This window comes from Haloplanus sp. HW8-1 (assembly GCF_023703795.1).
Taxonomy (GTDB): domain Archaea; phylum Halobacteriota; class Halobacteria; order Halobacteriales; family Haloferacaceae; genus Haloplanus; species Haloplanus pelagicus.
On record NZ_CP098518.1, the window covers coordinates 3,470,742 to 3,495,649 of the forward strand.

General features: G+C 71.3%; 31 protein-coding genes. 14 read left to right on the forward strand and 17 right to left on the reverse strand.

Annotated elements, in window-relative coordinates:
• The first annotated feature begins 43 nt into the window (after positions 1 to 43).
• From NBT82_RS18180 to NBT82_RS18205, 6 genes are all read left to right on the forward strand, one after another.
• Positions 44 to 601 carry a halocyanin domain-containing protein gene (locus tag NBT82_RS18180; protein ID WP_251329502.1) on the forward strand — a complete coding sequence of 186 codons (558 nt, stop codon included), beginning with the start codon at positions 44 to 46 and terminating at the stop codon, positions 599 to 601.
• A gap of 79 nt (positions 602 to 680) precedes the next feature.
• Positions 681 to 1,313, forward strand: coding sequence for a DsbA family oxidoreductase (locus NBT82_RS18185; protein WP_251329503.1), 633 nt, complete (start codon positions 681 to 683; stop codon positions 1,311 to 1,313).
• A gap of 263 nt (positions 1,314 to 1,576) precedes the next feature.
• Positions 1,577 to 2,236, forward strand: coding sequence for a type 1 glutamine amidotransferase (locus NBT82_RS18190; protein ID WP_251329504.1), 660 nt, complete (start codon positions 1,577 to 1,579; stop codon positions 2,234 to 2,236).
• Positions 2,237 to 2,430: 194 nt separating this feature from the next.
• On the forward strand, positions 2,431 to 2,595 hold the full coding sequence (locus NBT82_RS18195) for a zinc-ribbon domain-containing protein (protein ID WP_251329505.1): 165 nt from the start codon (positions 2,431 to 2,433) through the stop codon (positions 2,593 to 2,595).
• A 282-nt stretch (positions 2,596 to 2,877) separates the two neighbouring features.
• A complete protein-coding gene (locus NBT82_RS18200) occupies positions 2,878 to 3,927 on the forward strand; it encodes a S1C family serine protease (RefSeq protein WP_251329506.1) in 1,050 nt (349 codons plus the stop codon).
• 78 nt (positions 3,928 to 4,005) lie between these two features.
• A complete protein-coding gene (locus NBT82_RS18205) occupies positions 4,006 to 5,877 on the forward strand; it encodes a hypothetical protein (RefSeq protein WP_251329507.1) in 1,872 nt (623 codons plus the stop codon).
• Here NBT82_RS18205 and NBT82_RS18210 read toward each other — a convergent pair whose 3' ends face one another.
• Positions 5,878 to 6,078 carry a DUF8015 family protein gene (locus NBT82_RS18210; protein ID WP_251329508.1) on the reverse strand — a complete coding sequence of 67 codons (201 nt, stop codon included), beginning with the start codon at positions 6,076 to 6,078 and terminating at the stop codon, positions 5,878 to 5,880.
• 66 nt (positions 6,079 to 6,144) lie between these two features.
• Positions 6,145 to 6,375, reverse strand: coding sequence for a DUF2249 domain-containing protein (locus tag NBT82_RS18215; RefSeq protein WP_251329509.1), 231 nt, complete (start codon positions 6,373 to 6,375; stop codon positions 6,145 to 6,147).
• Between the two features lie 104 nt (positions 6,376 to 6,479).
• On the opposite strand from NBT82_RS18215, the gene NBT82_RS18220 reads away from it, so the two are divergent.
• From NBT82_RS18220 to NBT82_RS18230, 3 genes are read left to right on the forward strand one after another with little or no spacing between them, the layout of a single operon-like run.
• Positions 6,480 to 6,953: a molybdopterin-dependent oxidoreductase gene (locus NBT82_RS18220; protein WP_251329510.1), complete on the forward strand. Its 474-nt coding sequence runs from the start codon at positions 6,480 to 6,482 to the stop codon at positions 6,951 to 6,953.
• Between the two features lie 40 nt (positions 6,954 to 6,993).
• Positions 6,994 to 7,242: a hypothetical protein gene (locus NBT82_RS18225; protein WP_251329511.1), complete on the forward strand. Its 249-nt coding sequence runs from the start codon at positions 6,994 to 6,996 to the stop codon at positions 7,240 to 7,242.
• A 59-nt stretch (positions 7,243 to 7,301) separates the two neighbouring features.
• Entirely contained in the window at positions 7,302 to 8,243 is a 942-nt protein-coding gene (locus NBT82_RS18230; RefSeq protein ID WP_251329512.1) for a DUF7504 family protein, read from the forward strand.
• Here the strand turns inward: NBT82_RS18230 and NBT82_RS18235 are convergent, their stop codons facing one another.
• From NBT82_RS18235 to NBT82_RS18295, 13 genes are all read right to left on the reverse strand, one after another.
• Entirely contained in the window at positions 8,244 to 8,561 is a 318-nt protein-coding gene (locus NBT82_RS18235) for a HalOD1 output domain-containing protein (protein ID WP_251329513.1), read from the reverse strand.
• Positions 8,562 to 8,674: 113 nt separating this feature from the next.
• Positions 8,675 to 9,211 carry a DUF8054 family protein gene (locus NBT82_RS18240; RefSeq protein ID WP_251329514.1) on the reverse strand — a complete coding sequence of 179 codons (537 nt, stop codon included), beginning with the start codon at positions 9,209 to 9,211 and terminating at the stop codon, positions 8,675 to 8,677.
• 28 nt (positions 9,212 to 9,239) lie between these two features.
• Entirely contained in the window at positions 9,240 to 10,013 is a 774-nt protein-coding gene (locus NBT82_RS18245; protein WP_251329515.1) for a nucleotide-binding protein, read from the reverse strand.
• Positions 10,014 to 10,068: 55 nt separating this feature from the next.
• A complete protein-coding gene (locus NBT82_RS18250) occupies positions 10,069 to 11,514 on the reverse strand; it encodes a hypothetical protein (protein ID WP_251329516.1) in 1,446 nt (481 codons plus the stop codon).
• Positions 11,515 to 11,554: 40 nt separating this feature from the next.
• Positions 11,555 to 13,009 (reverse strand): hypothetical protein, encoded by a 1,455-nt coding sequence (locus NBT82_RS18255; protein WP_251329517.1) that lies wholly within the window; start codon positions 13,007 to 13,009, stop codon positions 11,555 to 11,557.
• A 43-nt stretch (positions 13,010 to 13,052) separates the two neighbouring features.
• Positions 13,053 to 13,691, reverse strand: coding sequence for a cob(I)yrinic acid a,c-diamide adenosyltransferase (locus tag NBT82_RS18260; RefSeq protein WP_251329518.1), 639 nt, complete (start codon positions 13,689 to 13,691; stop codon positions 13,053 to 13,055).
• A gap of 25 nt (positions 13,692 to 13,716) precedes the next feature.
• A complete protein-coding gene (locus tag NBT82_RS18265; RefSeq protein WP_251329519.1) occupies positions 13,717 to 14,454 on the reverse strand; it encodes an adenosylcobinamide amidohydrolase in 738 nt (245 codons plus the stop codon).
• A complete protein-coding gene (locus tag NBT82_RS18270) occupies positions 14,451 to 15,458 on the reverse strand; it encodes an aminotransferase class I/II-fold pyridoxal phosphate-dependent enzyme (RefSeq protein WP_251329520.1) in 1,008 nt (335 codons plus the stop codon). Before NBT82_RS18270 ends, NBT82_RS18265 begins: the two co-directional genes overlap by 4 nt.
• A complete protein-coding gene (locus NBT82_RS18275; RefSeq protein ID WP_251329521.1) occupies positions 15,448 to 16,437 on the reverse strand; it encodes a nicotinate-nucleotide--dimethylbenzimidazole phosphoribosyltransferase in 990 nt (329 codons plus the stop codon). The genes NBT82_RS18270 and NBT82_RS18275 overlap by 11 nt, the downstream gene beginning before the upstream one ends.
• The gene (locus tag NBT82_RS18280; RefSeq protein WP_345780703.1) at positions 16,434 to 16,976 is read right to left on the reverse strand and encodes an NTP transferase domain-containing protein; all 543 of its coding nucleotides are present in this window, start codon (positions 16,974 to 16,976) and stop codon (positions 16,434 to 16,436) included. The genes NBT82_RS18275 and NBT82_RS18280 overlap by 4 nt, the downstream gene beginning before the upstream one ends.
• Entirely contained in the window at positions 16,976 to 17,725 is a 750-nt protein-coding gene (gene cobS / locus NBT82_RS18285; RefSeq protein ID WP_251329523.1) for an adenosylcobinamide-GDP ribazoletransferase, read from the reverse strand. The genes NBT82_RS18280 and cobS overlap by 1 nt, the downstream gene beginning before the upstream one ends.
• Positions 17,719 to 18,621: an adenosylcobinamide-phosphate synthase CbiB gene (gene cbiB, locus NBT82_RS18290; RefSeq protein WP_251329524.1), complete on the reverse strand. Its 903-nt coding sequence runs from the start codon at positions 18,619 to 18,621 to the stop codon at positions 17,719 to 17,721. Before cbiB ends, cobS begins: the two co-directional genes overlap by 7 nt.
• Positions 18,618 to 19,253, reverse strand: coding sequence for an HAD family hydrolase (locus tag NBT82_RS18295; RefSeq protein ID WP_251329525.1), 636 nt, complete (start codon positions 19,251 to 19,253; stop codon positions 18,618 to 18,620). The genes cbiB and NBT82_RS18295 overlap by 4 nt, the downstream gene beginning before the upstream one ends.
• An 80-nt stretch (positions 19,254 to 19,333) precedes the next feature.
• Here NBT82_RS18295 and NBT82_RS18300 point away from each other — a divergent pair, with 80 nt between their 5' ends.
• From NBT82_RS18300 to ftsZ, 4 genes are all read left to right on the forward strand, one after another.
• A complete protein-coding gene (locus tag NBT82_RS18300; protein WP_251329526.1) occupies positions 19,334 to 20,068 on the forward strand; it encodes a DUF8116 family protein in 735 nt (244 codons plus the stop codon).
• 59 nt (positions 20,069 to 20,127) lie between these two features.
• Positions 20,128 to 20,652, forward strand: coding sequence for a double zinc ribbon domain-containing protein (locus tag NBT82_RS18305; protein ID WP_251329527.1), 525 nt, complete (start codon positions 20,128 to 20,130; stop codon positions 20,650 to 20,652).
• Positions 20,653 to 20,862: 210 nt separating this feature from the next.
• A complete protein-coding gene (locus tag NBT82_RS18310) occupies positions 20,863 to 21,045 on the forward strand; it encodes a ribbon-helix-helix domain-containing protein (protein ID WP_049935276.1) in 183 nt (60 codons plus the stop codon).
• A 2-nt stretch (positions 21,046 to 21,047) separates the two neighbouring features.
• Positions 21,048 to 22,217, forward strand: coding sequence for a cell division protein FtsZ (gene ftsZ, locus NBT82_RS18315; protein ID WP_251329528.1), 1,170 nt, complete (start codon positions 21,048 to 21,050; stop codon positions 22,215 to 22,217).
• A gap of 53 nt (positions 22,218 to 22,270) precedes the next feature.
• On the opposite strand, the gene ncsA is transcribed toward ftsZ, so the two are convergent.
• On the reverse strand, positions 22,271 to 23,239 hold the full coding sequence (gene ncsA, locus NBT82_RS18320) for a tRNA 2-thiolation protein NcsA (RefSeq protein ID WP_251329529.1): 969 nt from the start codon (positions 23,237 to 23,239) through the stop codon (positions 22,271 to 22,273).
• Positions 23,240 to 23,317: 78 nt separating this feature from the next.
• Here ncsA and NBT82_RS18325 point away from each other — a divergent pair, with 78 nt between their 5' ends.
• Positions 23,318 to 23,980 carry a DUF7095 family protein gene (locus NBT82_RS18325; protein ID WP_251329530.1) on the forward strand — a complete coding sequence of 221 codons (663 nt, stop codon included), beginning with the start codon at positions 23,318 to 23,320 and terminating at the stop codon, positions 23,978 to 23,980.
• A 109-nt stretch (positions 23,981 to 24,089) separates the two neighbouring features.
• Here NBT82_RS18325 and NBT82_RS18330 read toward each other — a convergent pair whose 3' ends face one another.
• Entirely contained in the window at positions 24,090 to 24,896 is an 807-nt protein-coding gene (locus tag NBT82_RS18330) for a class I SAM-dependent methyltransferase (protein WP_251329531.1), read from the reverse strand.
• Between the last annotated feature and the right edge of the window lie 12 nt (positions 24,897 to 24,908).

Here is a 24,908-nt window from a genome sequence, read left to right on the forward strand (position 1 = left end):
GGGAACCCTCGCCTCCGTCCACCCCGTTCGTCCGGACGGAACGATGTCGGACCCCCAGTCGCGGACACGACGGTCGGTCGTACTGTCGACGAGCGCGCTCGCCCTCGGCGGACTCACCGCCCTGGCCGGGTGTAGCGGTGGTAGCGGTGGCAGTGGCGATGGCGGTAGCGGCGGCGACGGCAGCGGCGGCGACGGCGGTAGCGACGGGACCACGACCGAGGGCGGCGACACCGCGACCGAGGGCGACGGCGGCGGTGCCGGTCTCGACGACTGGTTCTCGAACGTCGACAACTACGAGTCGGTGGTCGACGAGACGGGGAGCGACCGCGTCACCGTCGCCGTCGGTGCGCAGGGCAACGGCGGCGCCTTCGCCTTCGACCCCCCGGCGGTCCGCGTCTCGACCGGCACGACGGTCGTCTGGGAGTGGACCGGCCAGGGCCAGCAACACAACGTCGCCGCCGACGGTGGCGGGTTCGAGAGCGACCTCTCCGCCGAGGAGGGGTTCACCTTCGAACACACGTTCTCGTCGGCGGGCACTGTCCGGTACGTCTGTACGCCACACCGGGCGCTGGGGATGAAAGGCGCCGTGATCGTCGAGTGAGGCGGGGGCCGCGGGGTCGTGCGCGGCCACCTCCCGTCCGGGTCGCATTCTTTTACTCGCCGAAGGGACGAGTGCCCACATGAGCGACACCCAGGCGCGCGAGCAACTCACCGTCTACTCGGATTACGTCTGTCCGTTCTGTTATCTGGGACGACGGTCACTCGACCGGTATCAGGCGGAGCGCGACGAACCGATGGCGATCGACTGGCGACCCTTCGACCTCCGGGCGGGCAAGCGCGGGCCGGACGGCGAGATCGACCACACCGTCGACGACGGGAAAGACGAGGACTACTACGCGCAGGCCCGCGAGAACGTCCGCCGGCTCCGCGAGGAGTACGACGCCGAGATGGCCCAGGAGATCGCGACGGACGTCGACTCCCGACCCGCACAGGCCGTCTCCTTCCGCGTGAAGGAGCACGAGCCCTACGAGACGTGGCTGGCCTTCGACGAGGCCGTCTTCGAGGCGCTGTGGATCGACGGCCGCGATATCGGGGACGCGGCGGTCCTCGAAGATTGCGCCGAGACGGCGGGTCTGGACCCGGCGGTCGTGCGTGAGGCCCTCGACGACGACGCGCTCCTCGAACGGCTGGACGACCTGTTCGAGACCGCCCAGCGGCAGGGTATCACCGGCGTGCCGACGTTCGCGTACGACGGCCACGCGGCGCGGGGCGCGGTCCCGCCCGAGCAACTGCGACGACTGGTCGAGGGGTAAGCGCGGCCGTTCCGCTCCGAACGCCGACGGTCACGCACACTCGTCTGCCACCCGCCGGGCAACGGCTGGACGGACGCCCACCAGCCTCGGCCGTCGGCGCGATCGTGGCCGTAGTCGGGGCTTCAGCAGCCACGCTGAACTCGGAGCGCGTACTGAGCGACCGCTCACCACGGACGAGCGACTCACCGCGAGCGCCCGTGACACAGGCTCGGGTCCGACTCGAGCGGTAGTATAATGTTCCACAGACACGACGAGTAGAACACGTGACCGCCGAAAGTGTGGATTTGTACGTGGTTCGCAACGAGGTTGATCCGGCGTATGGATACCACTGTGACGCGTTGGCAACACGATTCCCCGACGCCGAGGAGGTCGATTTCGTGGCGGGTGAACGGATCCCTCTCGACGAAGCGAACGCCGTCGTCTTGAGCGGTAGTTCGGTTTCCGTCTACGAATCCGATAGTCGTCCGTGGATCGCCGAACAGGAGAGGCTCGTCCACGAACTCGTCGATCGAGAGATTCCTACCCTCGGTGTCTGTTTCGGTCATCAGGTAGTCAACGTGGCCCTCGGTGGGACTGTCGAGGAAGTCGGAACGACTGCGACTCTCACCGAGGCGACCCTGGCCGACGACCCGTTGTTCGACGACGTCGATCCAGTCGTCGTCTCCCTCCATGGTGATATGGTGACGGAGACGGGGACCGGTATGGAGATCATCGCGTCGGCTGATCACGCCCGGGTGTTCGGGACTCGTCACAAGACGGCACCGATGTGGACGGTTCAGTTCCATCCGGAGATCACAGCGTCACATCGTGACAACCTCGTCGACGATTTCGGATGGGACCCGGAGCAGTTCTCGTTCGAGGACGTTACTGCGGGACGGATCTTCGAGAACTTCGCGGAACTCGCCGTCGAGGCAACGCCGTGATCTCCATATGGCACAACCGCTCGATGCGCAGGCTCAGTGAGTGGCTGGTTCGGAACTCTCTCGACGAAACAAACGAGATTGGAGTGCCGAACTCGGTCTCCGTCTCTCGCATGGACTCTCCACTGTAGTCCGACAAGCCACTGACTCCCCCCTTCCACCCAACCCTTATTCGGATTCCGCCCCTCCGTCGAACGATGAGTCTCTTCGAGAAAGCCGGAAAGACGTTCGAGGAAGCGAAACGGACGTTCACAGACGGCACGCAGGCCGAGTACGTTTGTCGATCCTGTACGGAGTCAGTCTCCGAAAACTACGAGTACTGCCCCCACTGCGGCGAAGAGACGGTCGACTCCGTAGCGTGACTCTCGCCAGGAACTGCCAGTGGGTGAATTTCGATCGGTCTCCGTATTCCGTTTCGACGGCGACGTCGAATCGTAGCGGGTGGAACGACCACCCGGACGGCTGACCACGTCGCTCTATTCGGCCCCCGACTCCCGTCGGTTTCCAAGCCTCCCACGGACGTCGGCTATTCAGCCCGTTTACCGGAGTCCGGGCGTCGGCCCCCGCGTCTGGCACCGGTCACGATCGGGTCCGACCCCGGTCCCCACCCCAACCTACTTTCGGCCACACCCCCCAGAGTCTTCATGACCGAGGACGCGACGAGCCGACGACGGTTCCTGCAAGCGGGCGGGCTCGCGCTGGCCGCGAGTCTCGCCGGCTGTGGCGCGTCGGCGCCGACGGCCGAGGGGACCGCGGCGTCCACCGCGACCAGTCCCTACACCCGGATCTACCGCGACACCGTCGACTCGGTGCTTTTGCTCCGGACGGACGCGGGGAGCGGTACGGGGTTCGTCTACGACGAGCGTCACGTCGTCACGAACGCCCACGTCGTCGGCTCGGCGGCGGCGGTCGACCTCCGGACGAGCGGGGGACGGTGGCACGAGGGGGCGGTCGTCGGCACCGACCCGAACAGCGACCTGGCGGTCGTCGCGGTCGACGACCTGCCCGCGTCGGCGTCGCCGCTCGCCCTCGCGACGGAACCGGCGGTCGTCGGCCAGGAGGTGGTCGCCATCGGCAACCCGTTCGACCTCGACGGCTCGGTGACGACGGGAATCGTCAGCGGGATCGACCGGTCGATCCCGGCGCCGACCGGCTACAGCATCCCCGACGCCATCCAGACCGACGCGGCGGTCAACCCGGGCAACAGCGGCGGACCGCTGGTGGCGCTGGACGGGCGGGTCGTCGCCGTCATCAACTCCGGCGGTGGCGAGGATATCGCCTTCGGCATCTCGGCAGCCCTCGCCCGCCGAGTACTTCCCGCGCTGATCGAGACGGGGTCGTTCGACCACTCCTTCGTCGGCGTCGCGTTGACGCCCGTCACGCCGACCGTCGCCGAGGCGAACGACCTCGACGACCCCCGTGGGTTGCTCGTCGTCGACGTACTGTCGGACGGTCCCGCGGCGGGACGGCTCCGGGCGAGCGAGCGGGCGGTGATCGACGGCGAGGACGTGCCCGTCGGCGGCGACGTGTTGCTGGCCATCGACGGGGTGACCACGGACACGACGGAGGCGCTCGGGAGCTACCTCGCCTTGCGGACGCGCCCCGGCGACACCGTCTCGCTGACGATCCTTCGCGACGGAGACGAGCGAACCGTCGAGGTGGAACTCGGGACGCTCCCGACCGCCGCCCGCTGAGTCGGCTTCACGCGCTGATAATTGGACCACACCACTCATAACCCGTCCCGTCTACGGGTTCGACCGAGGACGGTCTCGATGAAGATACGCACGGTCGTCGTGGCGATGACGCTGCTCGTGGGTGCCGGAGTCGTCTCGCTCGGCGGCCCGGCCGCGGCGCAGTCCGCCCCGCCGTCGGTGAGCGTCTCGGTCGACGGCTCGCCCCTCGATCTCGGCGACGTCCATCACACACCGACCGATCCGTGGATCGGCGTGACGGCGACGGCGGCCGAGGGCGGCACGGTCGATCTGGTGGAGATCAGGGTCGACGGCGAAACCAGACACGTCTTCGAGTCGTCGGCCCGCTCGGTCGAGCGAAACGTCGTCCTCGATCTACGCAACGGCGACCATCGGATCACGGTCGTCGCCAAGGCCGGCGGCGTCACGACCCACACGGCGACGATCGTCCGTGACGACCGCGCCCCGTCGGTGACGTTCGCCGGGCCGCTCCGTGGGGGGCCGATCGGCTACGACACAGAGACACTGGATCGCCCCGGGGCCGAGCCGCCGCTGTTCGTCGTGGACGAGACGCCAACCTCGACCGTCACGGACGACCTACCGGAGGTGACGGTCTCCAACTCCACGCTGACCGTGGCGGGCACCGTCGACGACCACTCGACGATCCGGGCCGTCCGGATCGATCACGTCTACGAGTACGCCCCCGTCGGCGGTCGGGCCGCGGACGACGGCACCGAGTTCGCCTACGACCCCGTCGACACGGCGCCGATCCACCCCGACGTCCCGATCCCGACCGACGGCGTCGACGACGACGCCTACCCCGAACGGCTCGACAAGTACCTCCTCGCGTCCCCGGGGGACTCCTTCAACCGGACGCTGACGCTCGCGCTCGGCGCCAACTATCTCCGGATCGCCGTCGAGGACGCCCTCGGCAACATCGCCGTCTACCACGTCGTCGTCACCGTCGGCGACGAGAGGGGGCCGACGGTGAACGTGACCGACGTTCGCTACGTCTCGCCGACCCGCCTCCACGTCGAGGGGACGGTCAACGATAGCGTGCAGGTCCACGACGTCTGGGTGGACGAGACGCTGGTGGGACTCGACGCCATCGAAACCGACGCCGATCCGGAGAGCTTCGACGGTCGGAACGTCTGTGACGTGACGGCCGTCCTCGACATCGACGACGGGGAGGAGTTCTGTACCGCGTACAGCGGGGCGACCGTCCAGTATCGGGAGGCGACCGAGTCTCTCGTCGTCCGCCACCGACTCGTCTACCGGCAGCCGACGGTGCCGGACGCCGACCGGAAGCGCGTCGAGTTCGACACGACGGTGTACCACCCGGCCGGGGCCGACGAACTTGTGATCGGGACCAACGACACCGCGCTCAACGAGCGGCGCCGGAACTACTCGCTGTCGACGTTTCTCGCACCCAACATCAGCGTCTCCGATCGCGGGACGGGCTACGTCCGGGGGCGGACCGTCTCGGTCCGCGGCCGGATCACCGGCGGTCAGGTCGCCAGCGCGAGCGTGGAGACGCTCGACCCGGCCACCGATCGGGTGATCGACATCCGGCCGATCGAGATCGGGGCCGACGGCACGTTCGCCACGCGCCTCGAGGGCACTCGTGACGAGACGCGCGTCCGGGTCCGCGTCCGCGACGCGAGCGGGGTGGAGTATCTGAACGGGACGACCGTGGTCGCGCCGGCCGAGGACCCGGCACCGCCGCCGCCGGACGCCACCGGCACCGCGTCGGCGTCCACGCCGACGCCGGCCGGCGAAGACGGCACCGACGGGTTCCGGATTCCGTTCCTCGGGGTCGTCCTTCCCGTGCCCGACGTCCTGGGAGCCAGCGTCTCGCTTCCCGTCCCGGTGGTCGGCCCGTTCGACGTCCCGTTGGTTCCGGTCGGCGGACTGGCGCTGATCGCCGGCCTCGTCGCGCTCCGCCGTCGGTGATCACCGGCGGGGAAAGCGGAGCAGGGCGACGACGAACGGACCCGCCGCGAGCAGCGACCCGACGCCCGCGGCCACCCGCAACGGCAGCGCGGAGACGACGCCGACGGCGATGCCACCGAAGAGGGCCAGACCCATCGCCGCGAGCAGGTAATCGACCCCTCGGGGCATCGCGGGCGTCGAGCGCACGGTCGAATCGCTCATCCTGGTAATTACATCTAATTAGAACATGTTGTATCTTTCGACACGAACGGCGCCGGGGCGTCCCGGCTACCGCTTCGGGAGTTTCGCCACGAACTCGTCGGGACCCTTCCGTTCGGTGTGGTAGTTCTCGGCGTCGAACGCGTCGCGTTCGGCTTGGAACTCGTAGAACAACGGCTTGGGATCGTGATCGTTGACGATGGTCAGCGTCTCGCCCGGAGCCAGGTCGTCGAACGCGGCGTGAATCTTCGGGTGTCGTTCGCTCGGCGGCAGGTCGCGTAGGTCGAGTTCTCGGCCCATGTGTCGTCCACGCCGTCCCGACGGGTGTCCGTTGGCCCGAACACGTTCGCGTCCGAACGCCTTCGGCCGAAGGGTTACGGTCGTGGCCGGCTTGTCGACGGGCGATGGCGCACTCGGACCCTCCGGACGAGGCCGACCCTGACCGCTGGACCGTGACCGTCGAGGGCGCCGTCGCCGAACCGCTGTCGGCGTCCGTGACCGTCCTCGGCGCCGACGCGTCGATGCGGTCCGCGACGGCGTGTGCGGGGAACCGGGCTCCCGACCGGTCGTGGCGCGGCGTCCGCGTCGGAACGATCCTCGACCGTGTGGATCCCGCGCCGGAGGCGACCCACGGTTTGGTTCGATCCGCGGATCCCGACTACGCCTGTGGATTCGACCTCGGTCGCCTCCGGGGCGCGCTGCTCGCGACCCGTCTGGCGGGCGAGGCGATACCCACGGGGCGGGGTGGGCCAGTCCGCCTTCTGGTCCCCGACGCCGACTGCTGGGAACGGGTGAAGTGGGTCACCCGGATCGACGTGCTGACGACCCCACCTGGCGACGCCGACACCGCCCGGGACCGCGTGGCCGCCGAGGACTGACGACCGCCAGCCACTTGTCTGCCCCCCGTCTTCGGCCGGTATGGTCGAAGCGCGCACCGCGACGGCCGCCGTCGGTCTACTCGCGAGCGTCGCGGTGAGTATCGCCGCCTGGTACTACTTCGATACCTTGCTGGCCGTTCTCCTTCTGCCGTTCGTTCCCGTCCTGTTTCGCGGACGTGACGACTCCTCGTCTCTCGCGGCGTGGCCGGTCTGTGAGTTCACCACCCGGGACCAGTCGGTCCACTACTGCCCACACGACGGCACGGCGCTCGACCGACGGGACGACTGACCACCCGGGGCTACCGCATCTTTATACACCCCTCGTGACAATAGCTACCCGACAGCGTCATGGGGGGAGTGAACAGCGGTACGTCGAGTGGGGGGGCTCCCGTCGAGCGGTCGGCTGCGACGCTCCTGCTGGCGGACGGCGACGTGAGCGACGCGACCGCGGCCGTAACGCCCGACTGCCCCGAGACCCTCGTGGTCTCGGTCGAGGGGTCGGTAGTGGACGTCGTCGACGACTGGCGGGCGAACCGCGGAACGCTCCCCGCGTCGTTCGGCCTGATCACGTTCGCCGAGTTCGGCCGCTCGGCCGCCACCGGGGACACGACCGACGACGGTCCGTCGCGTCGGTCACTTCCCGGCCAGGACATCACGGTGACCGCGATGTCCGAGGCGGAGAACCTGCCGCGACTCGGGACGGCCATCACGCTCTATCTCGACGACTGGGCCGACACCGAGCGGGAAACGCTCGTCTACGTCGACGACCTCGGCCCACTCGCCGCGGAAAACGACCTGGAGTCGACGTTCCAGTTTCTCCACCTGCTGGTCCAGACCGTCACGGGGATCGACGCCACTCTTCTGGTCCGCGCCGACGAGACGGCGACCGACGAGCGGACGATCAACACGCTCCGGCCGCTGTTCGACGCGGTGGTCGACGTGTCCGACGCCGACGCGTCGCCGCCGCCGGCGCTCGACGGGGACACGATCCGAACGCTGCTCCGCAACTCCCGCCGGCGGTTCGTCCTCCGCACCCTGTTCGAGGACGGCGAGACGGGGCTGGATCGGCTGGCGTCGCGGCTGGCGGCCCACGAGACCGACGCCGAGGCCCCGACCGAGGCGGACCGAACGCGGGCGTTCACGGCGCTCGCGTCGGTTCACGTGCCACAGCTGGCCGAGGCCGGGCTGGTGGTGTTCGATCGCTCCGACGAACGGGTGCGGCTCTCCGACGCCGCCCGCCGGACCGACCGCCTCGAAGGATATCTGGACGGGTCGTTCGACGGGACGTGACTACGGGTTCGGGTCGACGCGGACCTCGCCGTCACCGGTCACGGTTACGCGACAGCCGGCGAACTCGAAGGTGAGCGTCCCGCCGTCGCGGGGCATCCCGTCGCGCCTGTCGTCGAAAATACGGTTCAGCGCGTCCGGTTGGACGACGGCGTTGAGGTTCACGTCCGTCGCGTCCCTGCCAGTCGCCTCGAGCACCGCGTGGACGATGGTGACGCTCAGTTCGATATCGCCCGTCTCGTGGTAGTCGACCACGTACGTCCCGGTCTCCGGATCGTACGTCGCCATCGTCCCGGAATCGATATGCGAGTTTCCATCCATGGTGATACGGCCGTCTCTACCGCCGATTTTCGTCCCCCGATAATAAAGTTGTGTGTGGTCCCGCATCCCCGGAGACCGCCGTCGTCGACGGCGGGCCGGCGCGCCCCCCTCGCTCAGTCGTCGAGGGCGTCGGTCAGTCCCCACTCCTCGGCCCGGGTGCGGGCCTCCTCGCGCGCCCGTTCGCGGATGGCCTCGATTCCCGCCTCGTCCTCGAGGAACGCCGCCACCGCGTCCGTCCCCTCGTTCCCGAGGCGTTCGTCGGGGGCGACCTCCCGCGTCCGCCTCACGAGATCGCGATCGTCGGTCAGCCGTTCCGCGGGCAGTCCCGGCGGGATCCGGAGGTCGTCGGCCTCGTGGGCCTCCGCCAACGCCGCCCGATCGAGTTCGTAGAGGTCGACGCTGTACGGTCCCGGCCCCGTCACGTCGCCGAGGGCGTCCGCCCCACCCCGATCGGTGTCGGGACAGTACGCGAGGGTGGGGACGCCGTCCTCGAAGGTGACGACGGCACGAGTCTCGTCGTCGAGCAGGAGGGTGTCCTGCGGTTCGAAGACGGCGTACCCGGTCAGCCGCCGATCGAGCGCGGTCGCCAGCGTCGTCCCCGGATCGTCGACGACGCGCGACCGGAGCAGGTCGCCACGGGGAATCCTCATGGGTTCCGGTGTCGACGTCCACGCATCGTTACACCTCGTCCGGGACGACCGCGCTCCGGAAGCGGTCGGCCACGTCCCCACTCGCCCCGTCGCGAACGTCGAGTCGGCTCGCCGCCTCGCGGAAGGCCCGCGCCGCGGGCGCGTCCGGTGCGTGTGCCAACAGCGGTTTCCCGGCCGCGCGGGCCGAGCGTGCGGCGTCGCTCTCGGGCACCACCCCCACCGTCTCGCCGCCAAAATAGCGCTCGGCCCGCTCTGCTACCCGTTCGATCCCCTCGTCGTCGCGGACGCGGTTGAACAGCGTCCCCGCGGTCTCCGTGCCGTACGACCGCGCGTACTCCTGTACCTTGAGTCCGTCCGAGAGCGCGGGAATCGTCGGCTGGAGGACGATCACCGTCCGGTCGGCGAGCACGACCGGCAGCACGGCACTCTTCGAGCCCAGCGCCGCCGGAGAGTCCAACAGGAGCACGTCGGTGTCGGCAGCCAGTTCCGCCACCACGCTCCGCAGTCGCTCCGGGTCCGCCGCCTCGAACGCCGCCAGACTCGTCCCGCAGGGAACGACCTTCATCCCGAAGCGCTCGTACACCGCCTCGGAGACGGCGGCCCCTTCGCCCTCGATCAACAGGTCGTGCAGCGTCACCGGCGCGTCGTCGAGGCCGGCGTGAAAGAGCAGGTTCGCCATGCCCGTGTCCGCGTCCACCACGGTCACGTCGTGGTCCTCGGCGAGCGCCATGCCGAGCGCGAGGGTGCTCGTCGTCTTCCCCGTCCCGCCCTTGCCGCTCGCCACGGCGAACGCCTCCACCATCGGCGTCGAGTTGCGCGTCTCCCCGGTTAAACGTTCGGTCACCGGCCGTGGATCGTCACCCCGCGGCGACTCGGCGCCGACCGTCGCGCTCCGCCGTCGCCGCCGTCGCGTTCGTCGACTCGGGCGGCGCCCACGCCGGCCGCGTCACCGTCACCGGCCCGGGGCTGATCCTGAGCGTGACTTCGATCCGCACCGTCGGCGACGACGACGGCGTGTACTCGCGGTGGAGTTCGTGGACCACCCCGTTCTCGTCGACGCGAGCCCACCCCGTCACGTTCCGCGACGCCGGCCACGGATCACCCCTGAAGGCGATCCGGTAGAACGTCGTGCCGTTGCGTTCGACGCGCTTGACGATCCGCGAGTCCTTCGTGCTGAGATACCAGCGCACGATCTGTTCCGTCCGGTCGACAAACCCGTCGGCGTCGGCCGGCGACGACGCCACCGGCGATCGGACGTCGGTGTGCGACCGAACCCCGCTCTCCGTCCGGACGTACGCCCTCGTTCCGTTCGCGTATCGCGGGCCCCTCGCGATCACCAGCGCGTCGTGTTCGACCGTCCCGAGGCGGCCCACCCGCGACCGGTACCGATCCCGCGACGCGACGGCCGCCCGCTCGTAGGCGACGCCGCGCAGTTTCCCGTCGTCGAACTCGCGGTAGGTGAGTCGGAGGCGATAGGACCGATTCGACAGCGCGGCCTCGTGGGCGTCGGCGAGCGCCGACGCGTCCGTGACGCCGGTCGAGTTGACGCCGCGCGGCCACACCGTCCCGTTTTCCGCCCGCGTCACGTTGCCGTCCCCGCCTCCATCGAGGACGGCCGTCGCCGCCGCCCCCACGCCGCCCCCGCCGATGGCCGTCACCGCGCCCCCGACGGCCAGCGAGAGGACGATCCCGAGCAGGGTCGCCCGTCCGAGCCACGCCCGTCGATCGGGTCGTCCGTCGTCCGTCGCGTCGCCCTGCCCGCCGGTCCGCGCGGCACCGTCACCGGCGGCCGTCTCCGACCCGCCGCGGGCGTCCCCGTCGTCGACCGCCCGTCCGGCGTCGTGGCCCTGCGCCGCGCGCTCCCGACCCGCCGTCGGGCCGTCTCCGCCGCCGGCGTCGGGCGCTCCGCCGCCCGACTCCCCGTCTCCGTCTCCGTCTCCGTTCCGACCTCGCTCCCCGTCGGTCGCTCCGCCGATCGCCACTCCCTCGAACGATCCGGGCTCCCGGTCGAGGAACTCCCGACACAGGCGCGCCCGTTCGTCGGGCCCGAGGGCGTAGGCGACCATCCGGTGGAGCGATGCGGCGTCGACGACGGTCGCGTCCTCGGCGGTGTCGTCCCCGGCGTCGCGGATCACGAGTCGACGTGCCCGCTCCCCTCGTGGCTGTGTCGCCGCCAGTCCGTCGTCCGTGCGTTCGACCGTCCACCCTCGGGCCTCGTACACAGCCGCGACGAAGGCCGCGAACGTCTCGCGATCGAGGGTTTCGAGGTGGTCGCGGAACGCCGGTCCCGGCGCGGACGTCATACCTGTCAATACGGGTAGCGGTGCAAAACGCTTCGGCCCGTCACCCGTCGTCGCGGTCGACCCACGCCGGCGGGGACACGCGCACGTCCGGGGTCGGGGTGACGTGTATCGTGACGACCACCCGTGCCGACGCGTTCGGCGGGACGTACTCGTAGTGGAGTCCGTGGACCAGTCCCCGATCGTCGACGAGGACGCTCCCCGCCGCGTCCGTCGTCGGGTCGGGGTCGACGGCGATCCAGAGGTGTGTCCGCCCCTCGCGCTCGAACTCGCCGACGACGGACGTCTCGCTCCCGTCGAGGAGTCGTTCCAGAGTGGCGGCGGTTCGGCGAGCGAACCGGTCGCGGTCGGCCGGCAGTGCGCTACTCCGCCAGCCGGACCCCTCGACCCAGTCCACCCCCTCCTGCGTCGTGGTGTGAGTTGCCGAGTCGCCGACGTCCATCTCGCCCCCCAGACGCCTGTACCGGATCCCTCCGTCGGCGTACGACGAGGCGTCCGCGACCGCCCGCGGTTCGGTCCGGAGCCGTCCGACGATCACGACGCTGGACCGGTAGCGGGTCGACCCCGCGACGATCGAACGCTCCCGGACGCGGCCGGTCGGCCGCCCGTCGACGTACTCCCGGTGATCGACCGCGAGCCGGTAGGAGCGGTTCGACAGCGCGGCTTCGTGGGCGTCGGCGAGCGCCGACGCGTTCTCGACGCCGCCGGCGTCGGCGCCGGGCGGGAAAGGCCCCCGGACGTCGGAGACGTGGCGACCCCCCGGCGCGAAGGGAAGTCCCTGTCGCTCCATCACCGCCGGCTGACCGTCCTCGGTGTCGTTCCCGGTCCGACCGTCCTCGGGCGCCGTCGCGGTCGGCGCCGGCCCGGGCGATCCGTCGCCGCCGGCGAGCGACGGGTCGACGCCAGTATCGACCGCGACTGCGACCGCGCCCCCGACGACGAGGAGGGCGACCAGTCCGACGGCGAGCCACCGGCGCGGTCCCCGCCCGTCGTCGCCATCGGCGGTCGAGCGACGGTCGGGGACCGCGGCCGACTCCCGCGTCCCGTCCGCGGTGGCGGTCGGCCGCTCCGGCGTTCGCCCCCGGCCGGTCTCCACCGCGCGTTCGTCGTCCGCGCTCCGGTCGTCGTCGGTCCCGCCGTCGTGGCTCGCCGTGCCGTCCTCGCGCCCCTCCCAGTCGTCCAGTTCGGATGGCTCGCGGTCGAAGAAGCGCCGACACAGGGCCCCGCGCTCCTCGGGGCCGACGGCGTACCGGAGCAGTTCGCGGAGGTCGGCGGCGTCGACGACCCCGTCGGCGTCCGCCCGGGCGACGGCCGGACGGGTCGCCGGCACGAGTCGTCGTGGTTCCTCCTCCCCGGGTGGCGTCGCCAGGACCGCCCCCTCGACGCGGTCGGTCTCCCACCCCCGTGCCTCGTACACCGCCGCGACGAGGTCGGTCCGGGCGGCGGGATCGAGGGCGTCGAGACGGTCGCGAACGCTCGACTGCGGGCGCCGCGTCATGGCCTCCCTAGGGACCGCTCCGCAAAACGTCCTCGGCCGGCCCTCAGAACTCCGTTCCCTTCCGAGCGCGCTGTCCGGCGTCGATGGGGTGGCGCTCCTTGCGAACCTCGCTCACCAGGTCCGCGTGGTCCGTGAGATACGTCGGTCGCTCGTGCCCGCCCGTGCAGACGAGTTCCAGATTCTCGGGTTTCGACGCGGCGAGGTCGGCGACCGCCTCGGGGTCGATCAGGCCGCGGTTGGCCGCGTACAGCACCTCGTCGAGGAGCAGCATGTGGACGCCGTCCTCGGGGTCACCGTCGAGCGGGAGCGGTCCGGTGAGGTCGGCCGTCTCGGCGGCGTCGAGCAGGTCACGGGCGCGTTCGAGGCCGCCGCGGGCCTTCGCGGCGTGGTCGTCGTCGTCGCTCCCGTCGGCGAAGCCGTGCCACCCGTAGTGCCCCGTGTGTTCGTACGAGAAGCCCGCGATCTGCGAGATGGCCGCGTACTCGCCGCGCACGTCCTCGACGCTCGCGGCGCCACCCTTCATGAACTGGAGCAGGTGGACGCGGTAGCCGTGGCCGGCGGCGCGAAACCCCATGCCGAGGGCGGCCGTCGTCTTCCCCTTCCCGTCACCCCACCACGCCTGTACGAGGCCGAACTCCTCGGGCGCCCGCGCCTCGATCCGTCGGTCGGTGTCGTCGCTCATGCTCCGGATCGGCCCGTGGCTCCCTTCAATGGTCGGGTGCGAGCGCCGACACCGCCGCCCGCTCGTCGGTCCGGACGCCGGAATCGGGCGGACCGTACTCGCCCTCGGGGTAGCGCGAGGCGAGACTCGCGTCGACGGCGTCGCGGACGCAGGCGCGGGCGGCCGCCCCGACGGGCGTCGCGCTCCCGGAGAAGGCGGCCACGTCGCCCGTCGGATCACAGGCGGCGACGACGGCGTCGGTGGTCGTGCCCGGGACGCCGACCCGTTCGAGCAGCGTCGCCGCCTTCGCCTCCGCCGCGACGGTCGACAGGTTCGCGAGCGCGCCCGGCGCGAGCGAGCGGGTCGTCCCGACGAGGACGTTCACCGTGCCGGGGTCGTGAGGGGTCTCGGCGTCGGGGTCGGGAGCGTCGCCGTCCGCGTCGACCGCCGGCCGCGCTGGCTCCCCGACCGGCAGCGCCGCGGGGTTCGAGACGCCCGCCGTCGCGACGGCCTCGACCGTCCCCAGTCGCGCCCGGCGGGCGTGGCGCTGGTCGACGCCGGTCAACAGCACCGGGCCGGTCGCCTCGGCGTCGAAACCCGCGGCGTCGAGGCGCTCCCCGACGTAGGCGTCGAGGTCCGTCCGCTCCCACCCCTCGGGGACCGTCACGTTGTACGCCGCGGGGGCGACCCGCTCGCCGCCGCCGTGGCCGGTCGAGAGCCAGCGCGTCCCCGGGCGGGCGAGTCGGCATACCCCGTCGCAGACGGTGGGCTCGAAGACGCTCACGACAGCAGGGCGTCGACGAGGCGGTCGTTCTCGGCCGGCCGCCGGACCGCGACCCGGACGTGGGAGTCGAGGTCACGGAACGTGGTCGCGTCCCGGAGGACGATCCCGTCCCGGCGCGCGTCGTCGATCACGTCCGCGACCGTCCGGTCGCCCACGCCGAGGAGGAGGAAGGGGGCCGACGAGGGCCACACGTCGTACGCGGGGTCGAGGGCGTCGGTCAGTCGCTCCCGCTCGCGGCGCACTCGCTCTCGCGTCTCGGCGACGAACCCCGTCTGCCGGAGGCAGTACGTGCCCACGTCGGCCGCGGGGGTGGAGAGCCCCCAGGCCGGGCGTGCGGCGTCGAGACGCTCGTGCAGGTCGCCCGTCGCCACGGCCATCCCCGCCCGGAGGCCGGGCAGTCCGAACATCTTGGTCAGCGAGCGCGCGACGACGACGCCAGGTTCGCCCGCGAGCGTCCGATGATCGGTGAAATCGAGGAACGCCTCGTCGACCAACAGGAAAGTATCTGAGTCCCGACACGATTCGGCGTACGTTCGGAGGGCCGGCCGCGGGTAGGCGTCGCCGGTCGGATTGTTCGGGTTGCAGACGACGACCAGGTCGTAGGGACCGGGGTCGGTCCGGAGGAGGCGGTCGTGGGCGACGAACGTCGGCTCGGCCCCTTGGAGGCGCACCTCGCGTTCGTACTCGCCGAAGCTCGGCCGGGGGAGGAGGGCGTCGTCGCCGGCGTCGAGTGTCACCTCGACTGCGAGACGCAGGGCCTCGCTCCCGCCAGCCGTCGGCACGACCGACCGCGGCTCACACTCCAGGTACTCGCCCGCGGCGGTCCGGAACGCGTCGTAGTCGTCGCTCGGGTAGCGCGTCGCCGCCCCGTAGGCCGCCTCGTAGACGCTCGCGACGCCGTCCGGGCGCTCCGGATTCGTGTTGGCGCTGAAATCGAGGAGGTCGTCGTCCGTCGTCCCGCCGTGGGGCACCCGCCCCACGTCGGCGACGGCTTCAGGATCCATGCGACGCGCTAAGACGCTCGACTACCTCAAGCGTTCCGTCCCCGACGGCATCGAGGACGCCCGCCCGCTCGGCCAACAGGAGCGCCCCGCCCATCCCCGCCCCCTCCTTGGCCTCGCCGTCGGCGTATCGCGCGAGTGGCCCGTCGCGGTCGCCGAAGCCCGGATCGGTGACGATCGTCCCGCAGTCCAGGTCGGCGGCCACCGCCGACAGGTCGGCGTCGTCGGCGACGTACCGCGTCGACGCGATCGTCAGGGGGGCCGCGACGCCGGCGTGTCGCACCAGCGCCGCGGCGGCGAGCATCTGTGTCCCGCCGCCGAGGATCACTTCGGTCCCCGACTCCAGGGCGCCGGCGGTCAGGCCGGCGACGACCGCGAGCACCGGATCGCCGACAAAGCGGACGGCGAGTTCCGGGCGGTACGCGGCCTCGCCCGGGTCGAGGTCGCTCGCCTCGAACGCCGCCTCGACCACCTCCGCTTTCAGGTCCAGCGGGTTCTCCGGGAGCGACGAGGAGACGGCGGCGTCGACGCCCAATGCGCGATGGACCGCCAACGCGGTCGTGGTGCCGCCGGGGATCGTCTCCCCGATCACGAGTTCGTCGTCGGGGAGGGTCCGGCCGAGGTCGCGGGCGGCCGTCCACGCCCCCGGCGCGGTCGGCACCGGGTCGGGCTCCCGCACGTCGCGGCCGGGGTTCGCGCCGACGCCGACCGTCGGCGCCCCGGTGGGTTTGGCGAGGCCGCCGTCGACGACGAGCGTCTCGAACCCGACCCGCTCGCGGACCGCGCGGGTGACGGCCGCGGGCGTCGGACAGCCCGTCGGACTCACGGGGACGACCGGCGCGCGGACCAGGTGGCCGTACTCGATCAGTTCCGCGTCGGCGCTCGGGGTGTGGACCCGAAGGTCGGGGTCGGCACCCGCGGCGCTCAGCCCGTCGATGCGGGCCGTCGCGGTCGTGCCCGCGACGAGGACGACGCGGGTCACGAACGCGCCTCCGCGACCCGCAGGTCCGGGGGACGATTCACGTTCACGGCGAGTCGTGGGTCGTCGCGTTCGTATATGTCGTCGTCGGTTCCCGCGGCGACGACGTTGACGCCGGTCGGCGCCAGACGCCGCCCGCCGTGATCGAACGCCGTGTCGACGCTCACGCCTAACCGCCGCTTCAGGGCGACCGGCACCGCGACCGTGATCGACCCGCTGCCGGCGTCGAGGACGGGGTTCACGGTCTCGGCGGTCAACAGCGGGAGGTCGGCGGCGACGGTCAGCGCCGGCCGGCCGATCCGGTCGAGCGCGGCGGTCAGGTCCGCGACGTAGCCCTCGCCGGGCGTCTCGACGACGTGGACGTCCGCCGACCGCAGGTGGTCGCGCGTGGCGGGCGCCCGCGACGAGACGGCCGCGTGGACTGTCCCGACCCGACTCGCCGCGAGCGCCGCACACACCCGGTCGACCATCGGCGTCCCGCCGACCGCGACGAGCGGCTTCTCCACGTCGCCGCCGAGGCGCGTCCCCGCCCCGCCACACATCACCAGAGCGTCCATGCGATCACCCCGGCGTGGAGCGCCGCGATCCGTCCGAGTTCGTTCGCCGCGCCGAACGCGTCGCCGGTGACGCCGCCGAGGCGGGCGGTCGCCCACCGACCGACGAGGAGCGCAACCGCGGGCCCCGCGAGGAGCGCCGCGAGCAGGGCCGGGCCGCTCCCGGACGGGGCGGCGAGGGCCGCGGGCACCGCGACGGCGACGGCGGGGAGCAGGGCGGCGCCCGAGGCCTCGCCGACGACCGCCGACCCCAGCCCCTCGTGGCCGGGATCGCCGAGCGCCGCGAGCGCCGCCATGCCGGCCTTGGCGCTCACCTCCGCGGCGAGGACGAGGCGGACGGAGACACGGGGGCCGGCGCCGGCCGCGCCGAGGCCGCCGAGCGCGAGGGCGACCAGCGCCACCCCCAGCGCCAGCGCGCCGCCGACGCCGGTTCGGGAATCTCGCAGGATCTCGCGTCGGTCGGCGGCCGCGCCGTGGGCCGCGGCCGCGTCGCCACAGTCGGCGAGGCCGTCGGCGTGGGTCACCCCGGTCACGAGATAGAGGGCCACGAGGTAGCCCGCGACGGCGGTCGACACCGGGACCGGGGCGAGCAGCGGCAGGGCCGCGAGGCCGCCGACGACGTAGCCCGCGACGACGAACGCGGCGGGCGTGGCCCGGAAGGCGTCCCACGCGGCCCCGTCGCTGCCGACGGGCAGGCGGGTGAGGAAGGCGAGCGCCCCACGAACCGCCGTCAGCACAGCGCGACCACCCCGGCCAGGCCGAAGGTCAGCCACCCCGCGCGGCCGACGACCTCGACGCCGCGCTCGGCGTCCGTACGCGTCGGGAGAGCGGGGCCGCCGTCCAGCCGGTACGCTCCCGGCTTCTCCAGGCGGACTCCGAGCAGGGTCGCGATCGTCGCCATCGGCCACCCCGAGTTGGGGGAGTCCGGCGCACGCGCGTGCAGTCGGGCGCTCCGGACCGCTCCCGGCGCGCCCCCGGCGAGTGCGAGGAGGCCAGCGGTCGCCCGCGCGGGCGCCCACATCACCACGTCGTCGAGGCGGGCGGGCGCCCAGCCCATCGGGTTCGAGCGGTAGCCGAACGTCGAGTCGAGCGTGTTGACGGCCTTGATCCACGCCGCGGCCGCGGCCGCGAGCGGGAGGGACGTGGGTGCGAGGAGGGCGAAGCCGGCGAGCGGCGCGACGAGGCCGTCGGCGAGGTTCTCGGCCGCGCTCTCGACGGCGGCGCTCCGCACCTCGCCCGCGGTCAGGTCGTCGGCGTCGCGGCCGGCGAGCGCACGGAGGCGCTCCCGTGCCGCCGGGAGGTCGCGTTCGCTCGCGGCGACGACGGCCCGTGCCTCGTCGAGCAACATCCGGCGGCTGGTACAGACGAAACAGACGAGGCCGGCGACGGCGGCGCCACCGAACGGATCGACGCGGGCGGCGAGGGCGACGCCCCCGGCGGCGACGGCGGCGGCGACGAGGGGGACGGCGAGCGCCATGGCGGCGCCGACGAGGCGCGGCCGGGACCACGGCCGATCCAGCGGGCCGAGCGCCCGTCCCAGCCACGCGACCGGGTGAAGTGACCCGGGCGGTTCGGCGACGAGGCGGTCGAGCCCCGCGGCGAGGGCGACGCTTCCGGCGGCGGCGGGCGTCACGGCTCCTCCGGGACGGTCAGCCGGTCGCCGAGGGCCGACAGCGGCGTCTCGGCGACGTCGACGAAGGTGCCGCCGAGGGTATCGACCCCGCCGTCGGCTTCGGGGTCGTCGCCGACGTGGACGAGCGCCGCGGGGTCGACCCCGAGGTCGGCCGCCACCGTCTCGAAGGGTCGCGGGTGGGGTTTCCGGAAGCCACAGGCCGCGCTGGTGACGACGGCGTCGAACGTCCCCCGGAGGTCGGCGCGAACGAGCGTCCGCGGGACGAGTTCGGGGACGCTACAGTTCGAACACAGGCCCACGGGCCCGCGATCCCGGGCGGCCGCGAGCGCCGCCGCAACCCCCTCGCGGCGGGTCACGTCGGGATCGAAGGCGGCGACGACGGCGCGTCTGACGACGCCGTCCGACGCCGTCACACCGCGGCTCCGGAGCGCGGCGGCGACGTGGGCCGGGAGGGGAACCTCCGCGGCCGTCGGCACGTCCAGGTGGGACGTGCGGTAGGCGTCGGCCCAGTCGTCGGGGACGGCGACGTCCCGGTCGCGGAGCTCCGCGGCGACGGCGGCGGCGGGGTTCGACGGCGTCGCCGCCGTCACGAGCGTTCCGAAGAGGTCGAACGAGCAGGCGACGTCCGTCACGGTCGGACGAAGGGTGGGGGCGGAGGCACTTGACCGTCGCGGTCGGCAAGGGTTAGGTCGTCGGCCCCGAACGGGGTGGCGTGACCGTCGTCCGACTCCTCGGCATCGATTCGCCGGCCGACGCGGCCGACTGGTACGCGGCCGGCCGGGCCTACACCCGCCGGGTCGCGGCGGGGATGGGCTTCGACGGCGTCGACGCCGTGGACGGGACGGCCGTGACCGCCACGCTCCGGTCGGACCCCGCCGCCCTGTCGCGCCGCGAGGCCGCGTCGGTCGTCGGCGTCCTCGTCGGCGACGCCGTCTTCACCGAACCGTTCTGTGCGTGGATGCCGGCGTGGTACGACCTCGGACTCCGGCCGGCGGCCCACGTCCTCCGGCGCCGGCTCCGGGCGATCGCCCGCGAGGTGGCGAGGGCGACGGACCTGACCGTCACGCTGCCGCGGTTCTCGCGCCCGCGAGACGTCTTCGTCGAGGGACGGTCGCCGCTCGCGAGGGTGACGGGGTTCCGCGAGCGGTTCGTCCTCGCGGCGGCCGTCACCCACCTCGAGTGGTTCGCTCACGCCGCGGACGCGGACGGGATCACCGTTCCGCGGGTGTTCCTGTCCCGGGCACGAGCGGAGACCCTCGCCCACTACGCCGGGTCGCGTCGGACGTTGTCGACGCGGGTCCGTCGGTTCCAGCGCCTGCTCTTTTCCGACGACGCGTGGGTGCGGGACGTCGACGAGGCGTACGGCCTGAACAGTTGGCTGTTCGGCCGCTGGGCACGGTGGTTGGGTGCCGAGCGGGTCCGCCTCGCCGCGACCGCCGACGGCTGACAGACAGCCGTCAGACACGCACGAAGGTTTGAAATGACCCGGGCCCGTGCGGGAGAACGATGAGCAAGATCACGTTCCGCGCCGACGACGACCTCGTCGAGCGTCTGGAGGAGTTCGACGCCTCCAAAAGCGAGGTGATGCGCGACGCACTGCGCACGTACCTCGACGGGGCGGAGCGTGAGCAATCCGGCTCTCCAGAGACGAGCGGGCGCCAGTCGGACCTGCTGGAGACGCTCCTCGCGGAACACGTGTTTGCACCGCGCGAACCGCCAGAGATCAACGTAAACGTCACACTGGACGGTGCAAACGTCGATTCGTCGGACGTGTCCGTCGAAAACGAACCCGAGTCGTCATCGCGTAAGACGTCACGCGAAAACGCGGCCGACGGGCCGAATACGTCGCGTAAAACGTGTTCCCAATGTGGCGAGGAGATGTCCGCTGGACACGTTTACTGCCCGAACTGTGGGGAGAAGGGTGCCCACCGCGTGTTCTGTGACTGCGGCGACGAGATCCGGTCGGACTGGGCGTTCTGTCCGAGTTGCGGTCGTCGCACTCCGGCAGCAGACGTGCTCGATCGCGCGTAGCTGGCCTGAAAGCGGTGTTTACGTCGGTTTCACCGACTGTCTTACAATGGCCGTTAGTTTTATAAGGTATTGGTCTGTTGGTACGTCCGCGTAAGACGGTCGTCTTACAGCTCGGGCGGACCGGAGGGAGAACGCCTCCGTCGGGCGGTTCGAGCGTGTAAGACAGTACGCGGGGTGCTGCCCCTTCCGTCTTACCGGGGGAATGCAAACATGGAGCGTGTGACACTACGAATTCCGAAGCAGCAGATCGAGGAGGTCGAACAGATGGTCGAGACGGGGGAGTTCCCGAACCGAAGCGAGGCCATCCGCTCGGCAGTCCGCGAGATGCTCAACGAACAGAGCGAGTCCCGTGACGACAACCGCAAGCGCAACCGCAGTTGGGCGAAGGTGTGACGATGCAGGGATTCGTCCAGGATGCGATCGAACGCGAGGAAGCCGAGCAACGCGACGCCGACGACGGTGACGACTTCGGCGACCCGCGCATCGTCATCGTCGGTGCCGGCGGTGCCGGCAACAACACGGTCAATCGGCTGTACAACATCGGCGTCGACGGCGCCGAGACGGTCGCGATCAACACCGACAAACAGCATCTGAAGATGATCGAGGCCGACACGAAGATCCTCGTCGGCAAGTCGCTCACGCAGGGGCTGGGTGCCGGTGGCGATCCCTCGATGGGCGAACGCGCGACCGAGATGGCTCAGGGGACGATCAAGGAGGTTCTCGGCGAGGCCGACCTCGTCTTCGTCACCGCCGGGATGGGCGGCGGTACCGGTACCGGCGCCGCGCCCGTCGTCTCGAAGATCGCCAAGGAGCAGGGTGCAATCGTCGTCGGGATGGTGTCGACGCCGTTCAACGTCGAGCGCGCCCGCACGGTCAAAGCCGAGGAGGGACTCGAGAAACTCCGCGGCGAGGCCGACTCGATCATCGTCCTCGACAACAACCGCCTGCTCGATTACGTCCCGAACCTGCCGATCGGCAAGGCCTTCTCGGTGATGGACCAGATCATCGCCGAGACGGTCAAGGGCATCAGCGAGACCATCACCCAGCCCTCGCTCATCAATCTGGACTACGCGGACATGTCCACGATCATGAACCAGGGCGGCGTCGCGGTGATGCTCGTCGGCGAGACACAGGACAAGAACAAGACCCAAGAGGTGGTGAGCGACGCGATGAACCACCCACTGCTCGACGTCGACTACCGCGGTGCGTCGGGTGGACTCGTCCACATCACCGGCGGCCCCGACCTCACGCTGAAGGAGGCCGAGGGGATCGCCAACAACATCACCGAGCGCCTGGAGGCGAGCGCCAACGTCATCTGGGGCGCCCGCATCCAGGAGGAGTACAAGGGCAAGGTGCGGGTCATGGCCATCATGACCGGCGTCCAGAGCGCTCAGGTGCTCGGTCCGTCGACCCAGCGGCAGGCGGAGAAGTCCCGCCGCAGTCTCAACGGCGAGGACGTTTCGGAATTCGACGCGAGCGAGAACGTCGGCCAGGACCAGGCATCCTGGTCGGACGGCGGCCGCGATCAGGTCGACCAGCGTAACGGCGTCGACGTGATCCGGTAGGTCGCGAACGGACTTTTCTACCGCCTTGCCGCCGTCGCCGGCGACGGTGTCGTCTACACCGCCTCGATCGACTCGATCAGCCGACACTTCCGGCAGATTCGACCGCCCGTGGACGAGCCACAGCGCTCGCAGTCACCGAGGGCGTCGCCCTCGTCGGCCCCGCGGTAGCGCTCGGCTGCCAGTTCCGCGAGTTCCTCGTAGCCCGCCATGATCGAGTGTCTGGTCCCCGGGTGGTCCGCCTCCATGTCGAGTAGGAGTTGCCGGATCTCGCCGCGGTAGGCCTCGCTCGCGTGCGGACACTCCGTGATGTGCGCCGGAAGGTCCGCGAGGTGGGCGTACAGCGCAACCTCCTTTTCGGGCACGTCGCGCAGGGGTTTTGCGCGCGGGACGAAGTGACTACTCGCAGCACGGCGGTCGAAGGGGCCGAGACTCGCGTCGAAGTGTTTGGCCATCTGCTTTAGATCTCCCTCGAAGAAGTTCATCAGTGCCGTCTGGGCTTCGTCGTCGAGGTTGTGGCCCGTCAGGAGTTTGTCGGCGTCGAGGTCCTCGGCGTACGACTCCAGCAGGTCCCGACGGAACACGCCACAGTACGCACAGGCCGCCATGTTCTCCGGGTCAGTCTCGACCACGTCGTCCATGCGAACCCCGAGTTCGTCGGCGTAGGACACCACTTCGTGACGCAGGCCCCGATCCGCCGTCAGGGCACGGCAGGCGTCGAGGCTCTCGTCGCGGTAGCCCTCGATCCCCTCGTGGATCGAGAGGGCGATCAACTCGACGCGCGGGTCGCGGCCGAACGTCTCGTCCAAGACGTGCGTCAGGACGACGCTGTCTTTCCCGCCCGAGAGGCCGATCACCCACGTCTGTGGGTTCTCGGGCGAGGCGTCGGCGGGCAGGAGGTCGTCCTCCCGGATCCGGCGTCGCACTCGTTTCTCGACCGAGGCGCGGACGTGTTCGCCACAGAGGTGCGCCCCTGAGTAAGCCGCGTGCATCACCGCGTCGCGGCCACACCGGTCACAGTCCATCGGTGGCCCCTTGCCCGGCGGCGCGTATGACGGTTTCGTTGGACAACCGTTTTGCGGGCCGACGCGTAACCACGGGTGATGGACCGAGACGCCGCCCTCGACCGGGCTGCGGAGATCGTCGATATCGTGGAACGGGCGTCGTCCGACGCCGGCGTCCACCTCCCCGTCCCCGTCCGCGAGGTGTGGGTGTACGGCGACGTGGCCCTCGGGCTGGACCCCCTCGACCGCCTCGACGTCTACGTCACCAAGGACCTCCTCATGCGTGGCGACGCCGACCGCGAAGCCGCGTTCGAGGAGCGATACGGCATCGCGGGGATCGGCAAGACCGTCGACGCCGACTGGGCCGACGCGCATCCCGAACATCTCCGGGCGAACGATAGCGGCCACGCGGCGCCCGAGCGCTGTCTCGCGGCTCACCTCGTCGACGACGACGAACCGATCCACCTGGAGGTGTGCAACGCCTCCTTCTCGGACAACGTCACCCAGCGGCTGAAGGGGGCGATGGCCCGCGGGGCGTACGAAGAGATTCTCGACCCTCGCGGCGTCTGCCTCTGGGCCGACGGGCAGCGCGACGACGAGGCGCTGGCGAAGCTTCGCGGCGGTGAAATCGCCTTCCCGACGCTCTCGGGCGCCTTAGAGATGCTCGGGCTGGACGAGGCGGACGCCGCGGAGGCCGCCCACGCGGTGCGTGAGCGCCGCGCCGCGGCGACGGGGCGGACGGTCCGTGGCGACGTGGTGTGATGGCGAACGGGCGACACCGCTCGAGTCCGCGGAACGGGGGCGTCACGCGACCGCGATCCGTTCCGCGGCGACTGTCAGGACACGGAGACCCTGGCTCTCCCACCGGGTTTCAACCCTCGCTTACGGGCACCCGACCGACGGTCACGTCGAACGGCACCACCTCGGCTCGGCGATACGTTCCCGCTTGCATCGACTCGATCACCGTCCGGCCCATCTCCCGCCACGCCGCCCGGAGGTCGTCGTACTCGTCGCCGACCGCGCGCCGGAGTTCCGTCTCGTGATCGGCGAGCCCCGCACCGGTCGCTTTCCGCGTCGCGTCCCGCAGATCCCCTTCGTCGTACGGCGGTTCGATCACCTTCCGGTGGTAGTGTCGTCGGGTCCGGATGTCGACGAGGCCGGCGGCTTCGAACGCCGCGACCGTCCGGTCGCCGAGCGCCACGTCCGTCCCGACGCCCGTCAAGTAGGCCTCGCGAACCCGACTCTCGAGGTCGACCTCGCGGCCGACCGTCGATTCGACCGACACGTCGGCGTTGTCGGGTTCGATGGCGGCCACGTGGCCGGTTGCGACACGCCGGAACTCCCGGATCGCGGCGGGGGGGTCGGGCAGGTTCACGAGCAACGCCTGGCAGGTCACGAGGTCGACCGCGTCGTCACGGACGGGAAGGCGCGTCGCGTCGCCCGCGACGACCGGACGCCCCGCCTCCTCCTGGGCCACCGACAGCAACGCGGGGTCGGCGTCGACGCCGACCACCTCGCCGTCGGACTCCTCGGCGAGGACGCGGGTGAGTTCGCCCGTGCCACAGCCCACGTCGAGTATCCGGTCCCGGGACGGCAGGTCGAGGACGCCGAGGGCCTCGCGGGAGGCCCAGAGCCCCCGCCGTGTCCGCCTGAGGTAGTCGGCCGAGAATCTGCGCACGCCGGCCCTACC

Bases quoted from the DNA above. Each gene is read 5' to 3' on its own strand.
- NBT82_RS18180 (WP_251329502.1), top strand. From the start codon at position 44: ATGTCGGACCCCCAGTCGCGGACACGACGGTCGGTCGTACTGTCGACG.
- NBT82_RS18185 (WP_251329503.1), top strand. From the start codon at position 681: ATGAGCGACACCCAGGCGCGCGAGCAACTCACCGTCTACTCGGATTAC.
- NBT82_RS18195 (WP_251329505.1), top strand. From the start codon at position 2,431: ATGAGTCTCTTCGAGAAAGCCGGAAAGACGTTCGAGGAAGCGAAACGG.
- NBT82_RS18200 (WP_251329506.1), top strand. From the start codon at position 2,878: ATGACCGAGGACGCGACGAGCCGACGACGGTTCCTGCAAGCGGGCGGG.
- NBT82_RS18205 (WP_251329507.1), top strand. From the start codon at position 4,006: ATGAAGATACGCACGGTCGTCGTGGCGATGACGCTGCTCGTGGGTGCC.
- NBT82_RS18210 (WP_251329508.1), bottom strand. From the start codon at position 6,078: ATGAGCGATTCGACCGTGCGCTCGACGCCCGCGATGCCCCGAGGGGTC.
- NBT82_RS18215 (WP_251329509.1), bottom strand. From the start codon at position 6,375: ATGGGCCGAGAACTCGACCTACGCGACCTGCCGCCGAGCGAACGACAC.
- NBT82_RS18220 (WP_251329510.1), top strand. From the start codon at position 6,480: ATGGCGCACTCGGACCCTCCGGACGAGGCCGACCCTGACCGCTGGACC.
- NBT82_RS18225 (WP_251329511.1), top strand. From the start codon at position 6,994: ATGGTCGAAGCGCGCACCGCGACGGCCGCCGTCGGTCTACTCGCGAGC.
- NBT82_RS18230 (WP_251329512.1), top strand. From the start codon at position 7,302: ATGGGGGGAGTGAACAGCGGTACGTCGAGTGGGGGGGCTCCCGTCGAG.
- NBT82_RS18235 (WP_251329513.1), bottom strand. From the start codon at position 8,561: ATGGATGGAAACTCGCATATCGATTCCGGGACGATGGCGACGTACGAT.
- NBT82_RS18240 (WP_251329514.1), bottom strand. From the start codon at position 9,211: ATGAGGATTCCCCGTGGCGACCTGCTCCGGTCGCGCGTCGTCGACGAT.
- NBT82_RS18245 (WP_251329515.1), bottom strand. From the start codon at position 10,013: ATGGTGGAGGCGTTCGCCGTGGCGAGCGGCAAGGGCGGGACGGGGAAG.
- NBT82_RS18250 (WP_251329516.1), bottom strand. From the start codon at position 11,514: ATGACGTCCGCGCCGGGACCGGCGTTCCGCGACCACCTCGAAACCCTC.
- NBT82_RS18255 (WP_251329517.1), bottom strand. From the start codon at position 13,009: ATGACGCGGCGCCCGCAGTCGAGCGTTCGCGACCGTCTCGACGCCCTC.
- NBT82_RS18260 (WP_251329518.1), bottom strand. From the start codon at position 13,691: ATGAGCGACGACACCGACCGACGGATCGAGGCGCGGGCGCCCGAGGAG.
- NBT82_RS18270 (WP_251329520.1), bottom strand. From the start codon at position 15,458: ATGGATCCTGAAGCCGTCGCCGACGTGGGGCGGGTGCCCCACGGCGGG.
- NBT82_RS18280 (WP_345780703.1), bottom strand. From the start codon at position 16,976: ATGTGTGGCGGGGCGGGGACGCGCCTCGGCGGCGACGTGGAGAAGCCG.
- NBT82_RS18305 (WP_251329527.1), top strand. From the start codon at position 20,128: ATGAGCAAGATCACGTTCCGCGCCGACGACGACCTCGTCGAGCGTCTG.
- NBT82_RS18310 (WP_049935276.1), top strand. From the start codon at position 20,863: ATGGAGCGTGTGACACTACGAATTCCGAAGCAGCAGATCGAGGAGGTC.
- ftsZ (WP_251329528.1), top strand. From the start codon at position 21,048: ATGCAGGGATTCGTCCAGGATGCGATCGAACGCGAGGAAGCCGAGCAA.
- ncsA (WP_251329529.1), bottom strand. From the start codon at position 23,239: ATGGACTGTGACCGGTGTGGCCGCGACGCGGTGATGCACGCGGCTTAC.
- NBT82_RS18325 (WP_251329530.1), top strand. From the start codon at position 23,318: ATGGACCGAGACGCCGCCCTCGACCGGGCTGCGGAGATCGTCGATATC.